Annotated in this window: 13 protein-coding genes; 5 read left to right on the top strand and 8 right to left on the bottom strand. The window is 35.6% G+C overall.

Going from position 1 to position 15,647, the window contains the following annotated elements; all coding sequences use genetic code 11:
- The first annotated feature begins 121 nt into the window (after positions 1 to 121).
- Positions 122 to 1,954 (top strand): pyruvate kinase, encoded by a 1,833-nt coding sequence (locus JEM65_RS19455; protein WP_199603164.1) that lies wholly within the window; start codon positions 122 to 124, stop codon positions 1,952 to 1,954.
- Positions 1,955 to 2,325: 371 nt separating this feature from the next.
- Here the strand turns inward: JEM65_RS19455 and JEM65_RS19450 are convergent, their stop codons facing one another.
- Entirely contained in the window at positions 2,326 to 4,971 is a 2,646-nt protein-coding gene (locus JEM65_RS19450; RefSeq protein WP_199603162.1) for a cation-translocating P-type ATPase, read from the bottom strand.
- 177 nt (positions 4,972 to 5,148) lie between these two features.
- The gene (locus JEM65_RS22505; protein ID WP_307810568.1) at positions 5,149 to 5,412 is read right to left on the bottom strand and encodes an Hsp20/alpha crystallin family protein; all 264 of its coding nucleotides are present in this window, start codon (positions 5,410 to 5,412) and stop codon (positions 5,149 to 5,151) included.
- An 884-nt stretch (positions 5,413 to 6,296) separates the two neighbouring features.
- Here JEM65_RS22505 and JEM65_RS19440 point away from each other — a divergent pair.
- Both JEM65_RS19440 and JEM65_RS19435 read left to right on the top strand, forming a co-directional pair.
- The gene (locus JEM65_RS19440; protein ID WP_199603161.1) at positions 6,297 to 6,827 is read left to right on the top strand and encodes a DUF1697 domain-containing protein; all 531 of its coding nucleotides are present in this window, start codon (positions 6,297 to 6,299) and stop codon (positions 6,825 to 6,827) included.
- Between the two features lie 157 nt (positions 6,828 to 6,984).
- Positions 6,985 to 8,124: a DmpA family aminopeptidase gene (locus JEM65_RS19435; RefSeq protein ID WP_199603159.1), complete on the top strand. Its 1,140-nt coding sequence runs from the start codon at positions 6,985 to 6,987 to the stop codon at positions 8,122 to 8,124.
- A gap of 197 nt (positions 8,125 to 8,321) precedes the next feature.
- Here JEM65_RS19435 and JEM65_RS19430 read toward each other — a convergent pair whose 3' ends face one another.
- The 6 genes from JEM65_RS19430 to JEM65_RS19410 all read right to left on the bottom strand — a co-directional run bounded on the left by JEM65_RS19430 (position 8,322) and on the right by JEM65_RS19410 (position 13,173).
- The gene (locus tag JEM65_RS19430; RefSeq protein WP_199603156.1) at positions 8,322 to 9,242 is read right to left on the bottom strand and encodes a M12 family metallopeptidase; all 921 of its coding nucleotides are present in this window, start codon (positions 9,240 to 9,242) and stop codon (positions 8,322 to 8,324) included.
- Between the two features lie 2 nt (positions 9,243 to 9,244).
- A complete protein-coding gene (locus tag JEM65_RS19425; RefSeq protein ID WP_199603154.1) occupies positions 9,245 to 9,742 on the bottom strand; it encodes a hypothetical protein in 498 nt (165 codons plus the stop codon).
- Between the two features lies 1 nt (position 9,743).
- Complete coding sequence (locus JEM65_RS19420; RefSeq protein ID WP_199603152.1) at positions 9,744 to 11,003, bottom strand: hypothetical protein; 1,260 nt, start codon at positions 11,001 to 11,003, stop codon at positions 9,744 to 9,746.
- Positions 11,004 to 11,286: 283 nt separating this feature from the next.
- Positions 11,287 to 12,030, bottom strand: a complete 744-nt coding sequence (locus JEM65_RS19415) for a LytR/AlgR family response regulator transcription factor (protein WP_199603150.1) — start codon at positions 12,028 to 12,030, stop codon at positions 11,287 to 11,289.
- A complete protein-coding gene (locus JEM65_RS22910; protein WP_262895269.1) occupies positions 12,027 to 12,161 on the bottom strand; it encodes a hypothetical protein in 135 nt (44 codons plus the stop codon). The genes JEM65_RS19415 and JEM65_RS22910 overlap by 4 nt, the downstream gene beginning before the upstream one ends.
- Before the next feature lie 61 nt (positions 12,162 to 12,222).
- Positions 12,223 to 13,173: a tetratricopeptide repeat protein gene (locus JEM65_RS19410; protein WP_199603148.1), complete on the bottom strand. Its 951-nt coding sequence runs from the start codon at positions 13,171 to 13,173 to the stop codon at positions 12,223 to 12,225.
- Between the two features lie 152 nt (positions 13,174 to 13,325).
- Here JEM65_RS19410 and JEM65_RS19405 point away from each other — a divergent pair, with 152 nt between their 5' ends.
- Together JEM65_RS19405 and JEM65_RS19400 are read left to right on the top strand one after the other, a co-directional pair.
- Positions 13,326 to 13,580 carry a DUF5694 domain-containing protein gene (locus tag JEM65_RS19405; protein WP_199603146.1) on the top strand — a complete coding sequence of 85 codons (255 nt, stop codon included), beginning with the start codon at positions 13,326 to 13,328 and terminating at the stop codon, positions 13,578 to 13,580.
- Positions 13,581 to 13,981: 401 nt separating this feature from the next.
- Entirely contained in the window at positions 13,982 to 14,623 is a 642-nt protein-coding gene (locus JEM65_RS19400; RefSeq protein WP_199603144.1) for a class I SAM-dependent DNA methyltransferase, read from the top strand.
- The last annotated feature ends 1,024 nt before the right edge of the window (positions 14,624 to 15,647 follow it).

The raw sequence follows: 15,647 nt of genomic DNA, 5'->3' as shown, positions 1-15,647 counted from the left end.
CTCTGTCGAAATGACAAAATATCCTTAAAAATTTATAGAAACTAAAGTAACTGCAATGGATCCCGATAGCTATCGGGAGCAGGATTTTAACCCTTAACTAGATAATAAAAACGCTTCAATTATGCATTACCCAGAAAAGAAATTGCGAGTAATATCAGTTGCCATTGATTCAATTATTGATAGGATTTCTGAATTTGAGTTAAAATATAAAGTGCAATTAGACAACGTGCATCCAAATTACGACCAAAGTGCCAAAAATCTGATTCACTATTTAGCCCTGCGTACATTTGATATCAGCGACTTACAGAAAAAATTGGATGACATAGGTTTGCCCATATCTCCCGAATCCAAAAATAGCATTTTACACAGACTACTGAATTTCAAAACCATCCTCAATAGTCTATTGCACATTGATCTGCCCACTGGTGATAAAATCCATCTCACTAACAAGGAAGCAAAGGCCATTCAATACCGTAATTCCAAAGTGATTTTCGGAACGATAAAGAATAAAAGGGAAACGGCTATTATGATCACCCAACCGACTGAGGCGGCAACCGACAAAAAATTTGTAGAATCCTTGTTGAAACTGGGCATGGACTGTGCCAGAATCAATTGTGCCCATGATGATAAGCGTATTTGGAAGCAAATTATAAACAACATTAAGGAAGTCGAAAGCGATTGTAAGATTGCAATGGACCTTGCGGGTCTAAAAATAAGAACGGGAAACATAAAGCCCGGTGCCAAGGCAATTCATATACAACCAAGGAAGAACATGTTAGGAAAAGTCATAGCGCCTGCCAGGGTCTGGCTGTCATCGCGAGGGATTGCACCACCAAGGGACATGCAAGTAGATGCGGTCATTACCGTTAACAAAAAATGGCTTAAAAAAAGTGAAAAGGGGGCCACGATTGTTTTTAAGGATGCGAGAGGCAAAAAACGTCAAATCTATATCGATGCAAAAGAGGACAATGGCATTTGGGGCCTGTGCGACAAGTCTGCCTTCGTGACCAGTGAAACCGTATTGAATGTGTTTTTTGAGAAAAAAACCACATTTGAGGTCCACACCGTTCATGATTTGGAACAATTGGAAGCGATTATCTTCCTGTCCAAAGGTGATTTGCTAAGACTCGATAAAGACCCCATCCCAGGAAATCCAGCCGTCCTTGATGAGAGTGGACAAGTTACCGAAATTGCCCATATTTCCAGCACCTCTCCTGAATTTCTAAACAATGTTTTAGTGGGAGACCCTATTTTTTTTGATGATGGTAAGATTGGAGGTGCGGTCATAGAGACCCATTCCAAATATTTGATTATTGAAATCACGAACGCAAAAAAGAAAGGCGGAAAACTAAGGGCGGATAAGGGAATAAACCTGCCTTCCAGTAAAATCGATTTTGGGGGCCTGACTGACAAGGATAAGGAAGACCTGAAGTTTATAGTAAAAAACGCCGATATCGTCAATTTTTCGTTTGTAAATAATAAGCAGGATGTCGCAGCCTTATTGGAGGAGTTGACAAAACTGAATGCCAATCTTGGCGTTGTCTTAAAAATCGAAACCATGGAAGGATTCAGGAATCTGCCGGGGATCCTATTAAAAGCCATGGAGAACTACCCAATTGGGGTCATGATTGCCCGTGGCGATTTGGCCATTGAAACCGGTTGGAAAAACTTCGCCATCATCCAAGAAGAAATCATACAGATTTGTGATGCCGCACATTTACCTGATATTTGGGCCACGCAAGTTTTAGAAAATTTGACTAAAAAAGGAATTCCTACCAGGGCAGAAATCACTGATGCTGCAATGGCGCAACGCGCAACCTGCGTCATGCTGAACAAAGGACCTTATGTAGAGCAAACCGTTAAAATGTTGGATCAAATACTACACAGAATGCAACAGATCCAAAACAAAAAAGGAGCCTTATTGCCCAAATTGGAATTCAATGAGATGTTATGAAATGCCATGGGTGGAAGTTTTATGCATTGATTTTCTTTTTTCGGGTTTCTTTTAGTTTAAAGAAATAATAGTATGATAAATAAAATTGTATATCCGCTTCCTTTCATGCTAGTAAAAAATCAGCGAACATCTCCGTAATCAGCGGGAAAACAATAAGCGTATGGAAAAATTATGCCGCAGATCTCGCAGGTTTACGCTGAACAAAAACAAATATTTGTTTTTTTTTGAGGAAATATTCATGTTATTATATGAATCGATTATATAATTATGATGTTTTACGGACAATCAATAAAGTTTTAATGACTGGATAGCTAGTGTCGATGAAACCTAAAAACAGTGACATCATAAGCGTTACCATATAAAAAGAAATATTAAAACGTCAATCCCAATCGCTTAAAAAGCTGCGACAAAACCAATGACCCAAATGCAAAAGCAATGACCCAGCCTATTTGTTCCAGTGATAAATTGGTTAAGAAAAGTGCGTTGGCCACAGGTTGGATGTAGTATGCGCTTATGGTAATTAATAACGATAGTATAATAGCAGCCCATACCCAAGGATTTTGTACAATTTCATTATTAAAAAACGACACTTTCCTATCTGCCATACTAAATACATTTAATAACTGTGCTAAAACTAAGGTAAAGAATGCCATGTTATTTATAATTTTAGCTGATAACTCGAGCACTAAAGAGGCATATGCAGTAATACCTACAACAGCAGCGGTAATCGAAAGTCCGTAGAGAATAGTTGATTTCCATCGTTTTGCTGACATAATGGGTTCATTTGCTCTTCTAGGTGGACGTTTCATAATTTGTTTTTCGCCCTTTCCCATGCCTAATGCCAATGCCGGAAATATATCTGTAACAAGGTTTAAAAACAAAATTTGTAAAGGCAAGAGAGGTGCTGGCAAGGCGAGTATCGCCGCCAAACCAACTGAGACAACCTCTGCCAAATTGCAAGAAAGAAGATACACCACAAATTGTCTGATATGGTCAAAAATGGAACGTCCTTGTTTGATGGCCAATTCCATTGCAGTGAATTTGTCGTTTTTAAGAATAACATCTGCGGCTTCTCTTGCGGCTTGTGTACCTCTTATTCCCATAGCAATCCCAATATCTGCTTTGCGCAATGCAGGAATATCATTGATGCCATCACCAAACATCCCCACCACATTATCATTTTCTTGATAAAGTGAAACTAATTTTAATTTCTGCTCGGGTGTAACTCTTGCAAAGACGGAAGCATCCAATAAATTCTTTTCAAAAATAGTGTTTGTATGGGATTCAAACTGCAAGTCCTTTCCGTGAATGATGCTGTTGGAAGCCGCATTTTTTGACAATAAGCCTATATCTTCAGCAATTTTTTTTGCAGTTCCAGGATGGTCACCTGTCATCATAACCACTTTGATACCTGCTTCTTTATACACTTGTATGGTTGCTTTTACATCTTCTCTGGCTGGATCTAAGAATCCAATAATTCCTATAAAAGTTAACTGTGATAGTATATCTTTTTTTTCTGGTTTTCTTTCGTGCTTTTTATAAGCAAATGCCAAGACCCTTAAGCCTTGAGATGCCAAATCATTTACCCGATGAACCCATTCCTTTTTATTAATAAATACTTGTGGTTTATTATTTTTAAAAATGGTATCACAGTAATTTATAACACTCTCAAAAGCGCCTTTTACATGAACAGTGAAACCTTCTTTATTTTGATTTAATGTTGCCATCAACTTACTGGACGTATTAAAAGGAATCTCTAACTCTTCAGGATGATTTTCTTTAATTTCTTTTGGATTAAAATTAAATTTTTCAGCAACTTGAATGAGTGCGAGTTCAAGACTGTCTCCTCTCATTTCTTCAACATTTAAAATAACATTGTTACACAACACGCTGGTCATCATCATTGCTGTTAAGGCATCCGATTTCTCTACATTATGAAAATCAACCCGCTCTTTAATGAGTAGCTGATTTAAAATTTCATCTTCAAAGACCAGCGTGTGAACCTGCATTTTATCTTCAGTAAGCGTACCAGTTTTATCTGTGCAAATAATGTTTGTAGCACCCAACGCCTCTACTGATTCCATTTTTTTAATAATTACTTTTCGCTTGGATAGCGTCAGCATTCCTCTAGCCAAAGCGATAGTTGCTATTACTGGTAGACCTTCAGGTATTGCTGCCACGGCAAGTGCTACTGCAGTTTCTATAATTAACAGCATCTCCAAGCCTCTTAAATAGCCAGTAAAAATAATGAGGATTGCAAAAATTAAAGTGAGGGATATAAGCCATTTGCTTAATGCATTCAGTTTTTTTTCTAATGGCGTTCGTTGTTCTTTAACGTTAGTTCCCATTTCCTGAATTCTCCCAAGTTGCGTATTTCTCCCTGTGTTTACAACGATTGCTTTGCCTGAACCCTGCTCGCTAGTTGTACCTTTAAACACCATATTGCTCCTGTCTGATAAGATGGTGTTGATAGGAAGTGGAAGTATATCTTTATATATAGTGTTACTTTCTCCAGTTAACGAGGCTTCTTTAATAGTTAAATTCTCCACAGAAATTAGGCGTGCATCTGTTGAAATGACATCTCCTGCTTGTATAAAAACAATATCCCCAGGCACTAAAAATGACGATTTTACAGTTTTAATTTTTCCATCACGCAAAACCGTACTCTCTGTGAATCCCATTTGGCGAAGGGCTTCTAGAGAACGAATACCTTGTAATTCCATTACAAAACCAATACTAATTGTAATTATAATCACAGCAATTATTGCAATAGTCTCAGCTAAATCATCATTAAAATAAAAGGTAAGACCCGCTGCTATGATAAGAATGAAAATGATTGGGTTATTACACTGATCAAACAGGATTTTCCATTTTCTTTTAGGCTTTTTAGAAGCGATCTCATTTTTACCATATTTTTTAATACGTTGCTTAACCTCGCTTTCAGTTAACCCTTTCTTAGTATTACTGTTTAACTTCTCTACAACAGCTTTTATGGAAAGATGGAAAGGTTCTAACATGATAAATGGTATTTAATTTTATATCCCTTACTGGTGAAGCGTTAGAATTAAAAAACCCCCTTACCAAATCTTTAAGCTGAAGTTATTGGTAAGAGGGTGTTTTGAAGAAATCTAAATAAAAAGCACACATTAAGATATTTCAACTTTCTTTGGTTTCTGCTGTTTAGATACTTCTTTTTAAATAAGATTGAAACGAAGAACTCCATCTTTATACTTTGCTTTCACGTCTTCCTCTTTTACAGAATCTGGAAGTTGCAATCTTTTCTCAAAGGAATTATAACTAAATCCTTGACGTGTGTATTTGTCTTCTTTTTCTTCTTTAGAACGCGAACTTTCTGCTGAAATATTCAAGCATCCATCATCAATGGTGACGTTAAAATCTTTTTTATAAAATCCAGGTGCTGCTAATTCTACCTCAAAAGATTTGTCCGTTTCTTTAATGTCAGCGCTGGCTCATTCAAGTGAGTGTTCCACAATTCATTGTTCCAAGGTTGATTGTTAAAAAATCACTAATATCAAATAGATTTGATGTAACAAGATTTCCTCAAGGTCTTCTTTTAAATTTTACTAGTGACATAATTTTACAATTTTAAGCTAATCAATTTATTTACTACTAAATTAAGATGAAACTAGGGTATTGAAAATGATCTAGGTCAGAGGAGCAAATCTTTTTAGTTTTGTTAAAAAACCTTCTTTAGATCAACTTTAAGAATCACCCAAAACAACTAATCGCACTAAAAACCACTACTGCAGAATTGGGTAGATTTGGCCTGCTCTATTTTAGCGTCATAGTGGTTTTCAAGACATTGCAACCACTCTAATACAATACCATTTGGTGCTGATGGGATTGGAGAATGGTTTTAAATTCCGTCAGATCCATCTTAATTTTCGTTTCTTTTAATTTGGCATTTAGTTTCTACAACTTTTCCAGATCGTTTTTAAAACCAGTCTCATCCTTTATGTTAATTTTATGACTCTTAAAGCCTTATCGGAATAGTTGGTGTGGTAAACGGTAGTAGGAATATTGGGATTATTGGATATGCTTTTATTGATCCATTTGTTTTTTTATTAAGTAGGAATAGACTTTAATCAAATACAAGCGCATATAAAAAATCGAAAGCATAGCAACTTTTAAATTAATTGCTTGGTTCTTGACTACTTAAGAAAATCTGAGTGGATTTATACCTGCCGACAGGCAGGCAGGTTCGGTTTTTATGTGCTAAATTACTAACTTAACCACGTAATCCATTATTAACAAAAACTCTTGGCGGTCATTGTATGGGCTATGAAAAAGTCTTTGCTTATTGGATATTAAAGATGGTATCATGAAAATAATAGGATTTCTTAGGGGTATTAATGTTGGCGGACATCATAAAGTGCCAATGGCAGATCTACGCGACAAATTGATTGAATTGGGATGTCATAAGGTAAGAACATTAATGAATACAGGAAATTTTGTATTTGAAACAAAGCAGTCGAATATTAAAAATCTGGAAAACAGTATAGAAAGTTCTCTTTCTCAATCGTTCGGATTTCCAATTCCCGTGATTTTAAGACACCAAAAGGAAATCTCTGACTTAGTTGCCGCCAGTCCCTTTGCCACAATAAATATCCACAAAGAGATCCGTCTATATGTCTCTTTTTTAAAAAGCAGAAGTAAAATTGAGTTGACCGCACCTTATCATTCAGATGACAAAGCTTATAACATCCTTTCCGTCCAAAATAACACAATTTTCAGCGTTTTGGACCTTTCGACAACAACCACCACAAAAGGAATGAATGAGTTAGAAAAACTATTTGGAAAAAACATTACGACAAGAAATTGGAATACAATCAAAAAAATAGTTAATATCTAATAAACAACAAACGCCAAAAATGGCTATATCTAACGGAGCTGAAAGAGTTAAAATAAAAGCAACTCCATTTAATAAACTAATGGCTAAACCATGGCTGAATTGTTATATTCAATAAAATCAGCTACGCTTTATACAATAGTTTCCAATAATAACCAGTATGATTAAACAAAGACTATTATTGATCACATTTTTACTGATATCAATTAATCTGTCTGCTCAAAAAAAGAGAGCCAGAGATTATGGTATTGAAATTGGTATATTAAAAACAGGGCCATACAACTCTATTACAGACGTAAAGGGAGTTAAAGTTGGACATACATCAATAATAAAAGGCGATAATATTAGGACCGGTGTTACTGCAATTTTACCTCATTCCGGAAATATATTTCAATTGAAAGTTCCAGCAGCTATTTATTTAGGAAATGGTTTTGGAAAATTAGCTGGCTATAGCCAAGTAAAGGAATTAGGAAATATTGAAACACCTATAATTTTAACAAACACTTTAAGTGTGCCTACTGCCAGCAATGCATTAATTACTTATACACTACAACAAAAAGGCAATGAAAGTATTCATTCTGTTAATTCGATTGTTGGAGAAACCAATGATGGATGGCTGAATGATATAAGAGGCAGGCACGTTAAAGAAGTTCATGTTTTAGACGCTATTGAAAATGCGAAAAGCGGAAATATAGAAGAAGGCAATGTAGGTGCCGGTACAGGAACAAATTGTTTTGAATATAAAGGAGGTATAGGAACATCTTCTCGTGTGATACCAGAAAATCTGGGAGGTTTTACTGTTGGGGTATTAGTACAAACTAATTTTGGGGGTATTCTTCAAATAAATGGTGTCCCGATAGCAAAAGAATTAGATAATTATCCTAGAAATTATACCTATGATGTTGATGGTTCTTGTATGATAGTAGTCATGACTGACGCGCCTTTGAATTCCAGAAATTTAGAACGATTGGCGAAACGTGCAATGATGGGATTGGCAAAAACAGGCGGAATAGCGTCAAATGGGAGTGGTGATTATGTTATTGCTGTATCTACCTTTGAAGACAATTTTATTCCATACCCCAACAAATCTTTATTTATTAAAACCAAAGAACTGGACAATGGAGCTATTACACCGCTATTCTTAGCAGTTATTGAAGCAACTGAGGAAGCGATTATAAATTCGCTATTTGCTGCAAAAACAATGAGTGGGAGAAACAATCATAAAGTAGAGGCTTTACCGATCAATGATGTCATTAAAATAATGAAAAAGTATAAGAGGATTACTTCAGACAAAAAATAAAGCACAACAAAGAAGTGTTGTTTCTTTTTTCTAATTGACGTTAGTGAAGGTATACTTAAGCCGTATAAAAATAGTTTTTGTCCCCAATAAAAATTAGATATGGAACACCCAACGCAACGGATTCTCAAATAATTAATCTTACTGTAGTAGATCTATTTTATAAACCTATAATAAGCTTTTGGTATGTATGTTTAAATTTATTCACCAATACCATGTTCAAGATAAAACTCCAAGTGTTTTTGATGTACTTGATTGGTTGCTTTATTTAAATCAACCATAGTGCTCAATTCCGTTAAATGTTCAATTCTTGAATGATCTATTTTAGCAATCAGTTCTATTTGATAAGGATATGCCTCCGCCATCATCTTTTTATCCTCAGCTGATAATAGGTGGTTTTCTTCCGTATAACACGACGATTTTATCCCAGATTTGAACATCCAAGCAGGAAAACTATAATGCATAATTGAATTCACGTCGTGCGCTGAATAGGTCAATCCTCCTTCAGTTAATTGTCTCAAATTATGGTCTACTTTAGCTTTGGTCCAATAATTTGGGGGGCCACCTAAATAATCGTAAAGTTTTACCCAATCAAAATCACATTCAGTATCTGGAGATTGGTGCTCATGATGAAAGCCTATTGCATGCCCAAATTCATGCAATACCGTGCCTTGCCAATTGATTGGAAGCTGCTTATCAAAATTTGATAAATTAAGCGTAATCTCACCGGGTTTAATAATTGCTTCATCCATAGTATCATTTCCCACTAAAGACCAATAGCCCTTGTATTCAAAAGCAACGCGAATATGGCTATTGTCATCGGGTTTCCATTGCCTGTATTCACCCGTTAGCTTGTCATAACCAAAATCGAAAACCAAATTTCCGTACCTACTCCATTCACTTGCAACTTCGGATATTTGACGATGAAGATTTTTGTTGCCCCCTTTAAAACTAACAGTTAAAACCCCAACACGCCAAAGTTTTAAGTCTTCGAATACAAGATCTCTTGCCGCCCCATTGATATAAGACGGAACGTTTCGTTTTTTGATTCTCTCACGTTTTTCTAATCGTGCTTGAATCCTGTCTGGGTATGATTCAACATAGATTTCTTTTTTCTGCATAATCATGAGTTTTGAGTGTTAAAAAATTGAGCAACAATAGCGATGACCATTCCTATAAATGCCATTGCCATATGGGAGACGCTACTAATTGCATTTTCGTCTAAGTGGATCCAGATAATCACGGCGGCTGCACCAACAATAAAGTAGGTCAGCGCATAATATAATCCTATTTTCTCCTTAGTGCCATCCGATTGTTTCTCTGGTACAGCCAAAGATCCTAAACCTTGAAGTTTATAAGCATATGCTGTTTCTTCCCCACGTTTAGGTACGCCCGCTTGTGGTTTCACTCCAAATCCTGAGGCTACTATGCCGCCAACCAATCCGGTTAGACCAGTGGTAACATAGATGAGTCCAGAACTTAGATCCTTAAGATAATCTGCTGGTAATTTTCCATCGATCAATAGATCATAGGCCTTATAAAATAAAAATGCAGAACTTGCTATAAAACCTACTAGAGCTGCAATGACTAGAAATGGAATAAGATCTCTTATCGTTTTCATGTTATTGTTTTTTATTTATAAAATTATAGGTTAAACCTATATACAGGCCAGTTTCAATACGCTCAACAGTATTTATTGATGTCATATCTTTTGATTGATAATAGCCGCCACTATCCTGGCGCGTACCATCTGATAATGATGCTATTTTTGCAAACGCTACCCCTATATTTATGCCTACATATTTTTGCTCACCAAAGAGTAAACTCGTACCCGTTAAGTATCTGAGCTTCCCATCAAAAGGCGATAATGACGCTCCAACTGAAATACCCGCCATAAAGCTTGGTGAAAATTTATAAGAGAAATGTCCTAAAGCCCCAATAGAAATATCAACTTCTGGGATGTCTTCTTTTAGGATCCAATTGAATGACTCATCCCTATTTTCTAAATAGTATTTCTTCTCCACCCTATTGGAATAGAAAAATCCTGTAGTAAAATCGAAACTCCAATTATGATAGGTTTTAAAATTAAGGTCGCCTTCAAAAACAGTAACGCCAGTATAAGTATTTACGACTTGCAGATGCACCTCGGTGACATCCTTTGAAGCTGTAAATGTGTCAATATTCATCTGGTTTTTTGCACGTTCAGAATCTATTAAAAATTGTAAGGATTTACGAAATACACCGCTTTCTATCCGATCTTTAATAGTGTTTAATGTGGCGTATTCCGTGTGAATGACTTCTAACATAGGATCTCTAACATCAATAGTCTTAATACTGTATCGATAGCTCTCTATAGCATTTAAAATAAACTGTTCAGACATTAACAACTGATTTGCTATAGCCTTGACATTATCCAATCCTAATGTTTTCTTAAGATTATGAAGGGGAATCGTATCTCCGGGAATTGGATTAAATTTGGTTTTTTCATAATAGTCGTTTCCAGCACTCCTTATTTTTTGTAATTTATCATAATGGTTCATGGCATTCAAAAATAGTCTGGTGTTTCCTCTATTGGAATCCAATTCGAATTGTCCCATTACATTAGTGTTGGGTATCCCGAGAAAAATTGGCTTTAGAATATCAGGAAGATCAGAAATATAGTCATAAGCGCTTAATTGACTAACCACGCCTACGTGTGCAGAATTCACCTTAGTGAGCATTAGAACGTAGTCTTTATTCGCTTTTACTTTTTTGGGTAGGTTGCCGAATAAAAGTGAATTACTGGTAGAATCATAAGTGATTTCTATAACCTCCACTTGTCCAAATAAAGCATGAAAATTTATAAAAAAGATGATTGGCAATAGAGGCGTAAGTTTATTCATGTCCAGTTATGATTAAGACTAAAGAATTTCACGGCATGCTTTAAACACAATTTACCCTAAAATGGGTTTATATAAGCACGGCGGAATTGATTTCTCTAAAAAACACATGCTTAATAGCTCACAATGAAGTTACTAACTAAATTTCTGAAATAAAAATAAATTTCAAAACAAAAACAAAATACAAATCTCTTTTGCCGTTTAAACAGTCACTTATTCTGGAAGCACTTGTGTCTAAGAAAGGTGATGAATCTTTTCTTTTTAATCGCATTTCAAACGAATGTCATCAAATAAATCGTTTCAAAAATTCATCTTTACGTCTAGTGGAAACTTCTAAGTATGTCCCATCGACCATGGTAACATAGCCGCCTTTGCCTTTGATATACTTGCTTATGCACTCAAGATTGATGAGGTGGGAATTGTGTATCCTAAAAAAATTACATTCCGAAAGCAAGGCCTCAAAAGATTTAAGTGTTTTGGACACCGTAATTTTTTTGTTTCCGTTCAAAAATATGTGGGTATAGTTAATGTCAGATTGGCATCGAATAATTTCCGAAACTTCTATAAAAGTTAGTCCCTCAGAAGTTGGAACGCTTATTTTTTTGTGTAGGTCCTGCTTATGTAAATTGCTTAGTAAGGTCTCCACCTTTTTTTCAAAATCCTTCCTTTCCAGTTTTTCGTTTACTTTATCCAAAGCCTGTGTCAAGTCATCGAAATCTATTGGCTTTAAAAGATAATCCACTGCACTGAATTTAAATGCTTGGACGGCATATGTATCAAAAGCTGTTGTAAAAATGACTTCGAAACCCATTTTTCCAACCAATTTTAAAAGATCAAAACCTGTTTTATCATTGATTTGGACATCTAAAAAAATTAAATCCGGGGCAAGGTTTAGTATGGCATGTGAGCCATCCTCCACAGAGGTATATGCGCCTACTAACGCAATATTTTCCAGCGGTGTCACAAGCTCGGTCAACCTATTGATACAATGCGGCTCATCATCTACAATTATAGTTCTGATTATTTTCAAAATAGCTGTTCTAATGGTAGTTTTACCTCTACTCGAAGTCCTTGGTTTTTTGGCTTGTCAATAATTGACATATCGCCATTTGTGTTTTTTTGCTTGTTGATAATATCAATTCTGGTTTTGGTTATTTTCATGCCCATGGACTTCCCTACTTCTTCTTTTAAGGCTAGTGAAGCTTTCCGTCCAATCCCGTCATCATCTACGCTGCATATAATTGAATCCCCATCTTTTTTTATTTCGATCAGAATATGGCCTTTTCCCTGTTTTTTTTGCAATACCATGCCAAATACTATTTTCAATAAAGGGTTGGAGGATTAGTGGCGGAACCAAAACATTTTCAGGATCTAAAGCCGGGTCTAATTTAATCTCGTAACTAAACTTGTCGACCATTCTTTTTGACTCCACCTCTAGATAAAGCTTCAATAAGTTGACATCCTCGATTAGGGGAATCTCTTTTTTTTCAGAATTCTCCAAGGTCAGACGCATTAATTTGGCAAATTCAGACAAGTATTTATTGGCCGAATCTTTGTCGTTTCTGGCATAATAATCACCGATAGAGTTGAGGGAATTAAATATGAAATGCGGATTCATTTGCGCCCTAAGGGCTTTCAATTCTGTTTCAGCGACCACCGTATCAAATTGAGATTTTTGTCTTTCCGTTATGGCATCCCGTCTTCGCTTGTATAGGAATACGCCCGCAAAAGTAACGAGCAGTAGGGTGCCTCCGCCTAAAATTGATCCGTTTTTAATAAACCTTTGCCGTTGTAACTCGGCCTCAACCTGAAGCTGTTCTTTTTCATGTTCAGCCTTGGTCAGGGCCGCTTTTTTATCGAATTCATACTGCATTTCCAAACGCGTGATCTCTTCTCTAATTTCCGAAGAACGAATACTATCCTGTAAAACGATGGACCTATTCTTAGCCTCAAAGGCTTCTTTATAATTTCCTATTTGAAAATAGGTCATGGCTAAATTTTCCAGTGCGACATTCTGATCTTCGAGCGAACCGACATGCACGGCCAATTGCAGTGCTTCTTTAAAATGGGAGTTGGCCTTTTCATAACGCTTTTCTTTGGGCAGCTGATTATCGACAAGATTCAGATAGTTTTTTCCTAAATAGTTTGGAATAAGGATGATTACATAACACATAAACCGATGAGCTGCGCATAACCAGAACCCATTAAAGTTCTAACACTCGGCATTTTTCACTTTAAGTTTCCAAATCTTGATATTGCTAAAACAGATGTTCATGATCAAATTGATGTTTTATATTCAACTATCAAAAAGAAATTGAATTAATTGTGGATAAACTTGGTAAATTTAAACCTAACAAGATTGTTATTGAAAGAGAGCCTGAAAAACAACAAGAATATGATTCTCTGTACATGTCCTACATAAACGGGGTGCATACACTAACAAGGAGTGAAGAACAACAAATAGGATTTATAATAACCAAACGTAGGGGTTTGAAAAGATTATATTGTACTGATGCCTGGGATAGAGATTATGAAGATGCTAAAAGAATTTTCGAGGGAAATGACTCAATTGAGAAATGAAAATTTAGAGATTATTTCCATAAGAATCCAGATATTATTTCAGCTTCCTATTTAAAGGAAAACGTTTGTTTAAGACTGAAGGTGTTTTGGCAGCATTAAAGAGATTAAATACCGAAGCATGCTAAAAGGGGATTAGGTGACTATTTATTGGGAATCTTTAATATGAGACAAATGAAAACGGACAATTAGAACCAGACTTTGCCACGTTGTGGTGGTTTAATAGAAATTTGAGGATCTTTAGATATATACAACGCATTCATGCACAACCTGAAGCTATTTTCTTTGAAGCTTCTCCAGAATATAAACTAATACAGATAAATGATTATTTAAATGGACACCATTGTCAATCTAGTGTAAAATAGTTGTTTGATTTAAAATTTAATACTAAAAAAAATTAGAGAATGACTATTGAAAAAGCATATAATAATTGGGCTGGCCAATATGATACAAATATGAATAAGACCAGAGATTTAGATGCGAAATCTACTTTCGAAACGCTAAAAGGAATTGATTTTTTAAAAGTTATCGAGCTGGGTTGCGGAACTGGTAAAAACACTGCTTATTTATTACAGAAAGCAGATAAAGTAATTGGATTGGACTTTTCGCAAAAAATGTTGGACAAAGCCAGATCCAAAATCAAGGATAAACGAGCGGAATTTATAAAAGCGGATCTAACAATCCAATGGAATATTGAAGATGATTATTGGGATTTGATAACATGTAGTTTAGTACTTGAACACATAGAAAATATAAGTTTCATTTTTGACCAAGCGAGAAAAAAATTAAAAATAGGTGGGCATTTCTTTATCAGCGAACTTCATCCGTTTAAACAATATTCCGGTAGTAAAGCAAAATTTGAGACTGAAAACGGGACGCAAGAATTAGAAACTTATACTCATCACCTTTCTGAATACATGAACCACGCAAATAAATACGGATTTGAATTAATAGAATTTAAGGAGTGGTTTGACGAGGAAAACCAAAGGGGAATTCCTCGGCTGATTGGAATAGTTTTACGGAAAAGTATTATGGTCAATAACTAAGAAGTATTCAGCTCTGGCCTATCAGCCACACGGATGTTAGTTATTGGCAATAGGTTTTATTTATAATTTCCATTTGAGCCATTGTTGGTGTTTTCCACCAACAATTTTTGTTTAAACTTACGACACCTCACAAACAGCTAGAACTAATGTTTTGACCTCTAATTGCTTGAATAAAACATAAAGCACTTCAACCAAATAACATTAAAATGTCAAAATGAATAGACTATGAATGCTGTTGGTGAAAAACACCAACAGCGGCGTAAAAAGTGCAATAGAATCCTTTGAGCCATTGTTGGTGTTTTCCACCAACAATTTTTGTTTAAACTTACGACACCTCCCACACAGCCAAAACTAATGTTTTGACCTATAATTGCTTGAATAAAACATAAAGCACTTCAACCAAATAACATTAAAATGTCAAATGAATAGACAATGAATGCGGTTGGTGAAAAACACCAACAGCGGCGTAAAAAGTGCAATAGAATCCCTTGAGCCATTGTTGGTGTTTTCCACCAACAATTTTTGTTTAACCTTCCGACACCTCACAAACGTCCAGAACTAATGTTTTGACCTATAATTGCTTGAATAAAACATAAAGCACTTCAACCAAATAACATTAAAATATCAAAATGAATAGACTATGAATGCTGTTGGTGAAAAACACCAACAGCGGCGTAAAAAGTGTAATAGAATCCCTTGAGCCATTGTTGGTGTTTTCCACCAACAATTTTTGTTTAACCTTACGACACCTCCCACACAGCCAGAACTAATGTTTTGACCTCTAATTGCTTGAATAAAACATAAAGCACTTCAACTCAAAAAACATTAAAATGTCAAATGAATAGACTATGAATACGGTTGGTGAAAAACACCAACAGCGGCGTAAAAAGTGCAATAGAATCCCTTGAGCCATTGTTGGTGTTTTCCACCAACAATTTTTGTTTACTTTCCAACATCTCACAAACAGCCAGAACTAATGTTTTGACCTCTAATTGCTTGAATAAAACATAAAGCACTTCGACCA

This window comes from Gelidibacter salicanalis (assembly GCF_016469035.1).
GTDB classification, from domain to species: domain Bacteria; phylum Bacteroidota; class Bacteroidia; order Flavobacteriales; family Flavobacteriaceae; genus Gelidibacter; species Gelidibacter salicanalis_A.
This window is presented reverse-complemented; position numbering and strand designations above follow the sequence as displayed.

Coding starts and splice junctions, on each gene's coding strand:
- JEM65_RS19425 (WP_199603154.1), bottom strand. CDS start 9,742: ATGAAAACGATAAGAGATCTTATTCCATTTCTAGTCATTGCAGCTCTA.
- JEM65_RS19420 (WP_199603152.1), bottom strand. CDS start 11,003: ATGAATAAACTTACGCCTCTATTGCCAATCATCTTTTTTATAAATTTT.
- JEM65_RS19435 (WP_199603159.1), top strand. CDS start 6,985: ATGATTAAACAAAGACTATTATTGATCACATTTTTACTGATATCAATT.
- JEM65_RS19440 (WP_199603161.1), top strand. CDS start 6,297: ATGAAAATAATAGGATTTCTTAGGGGTATTAATGTTGGCGGACATCAT.
- JEM65_RS19430 (WP_199603156.1), bottom strand. CDS start 9,242: ATGCAGAAAAAAGAAATCTATGTTGAATCATACCCAGACAGGATTCAA.
- JEM65_RS19400 (WP_199603144.1), top strand. CDS start 13,982: ATGACTATTGAAAAAGCATATAATAATTGGGCTGGCCAATATGATACA.
- JEM65_RS19410 (WP_199603148.1), bottom strand. CDS start 13,173: ATGTGTTATGTAATCATCCTTATTCCAAACTATTTAGGAAAAAACTAT.
- JEM65_RS22910 (WP_262895269.1), bottom strand. CDS start 12,161: ATGAAAATAACCAAAACCAGAATTGATATTATCAACAAGCAAAAAAAC.
- JEM65_RS19455 (WP_199603164.1), top strand. CDS start 122: ATGCATTACCCAGAAAAGAAATTGCGAGTAATATCAGTTGCCATTGAT.
- JEM65_RS19450 (WP_199603162.1), bottom strand. CDS start 4,971: ATGTTAGAACCTTTCCATCTTTCCATAAAAGCTGTTGTAGAGAAGTTA.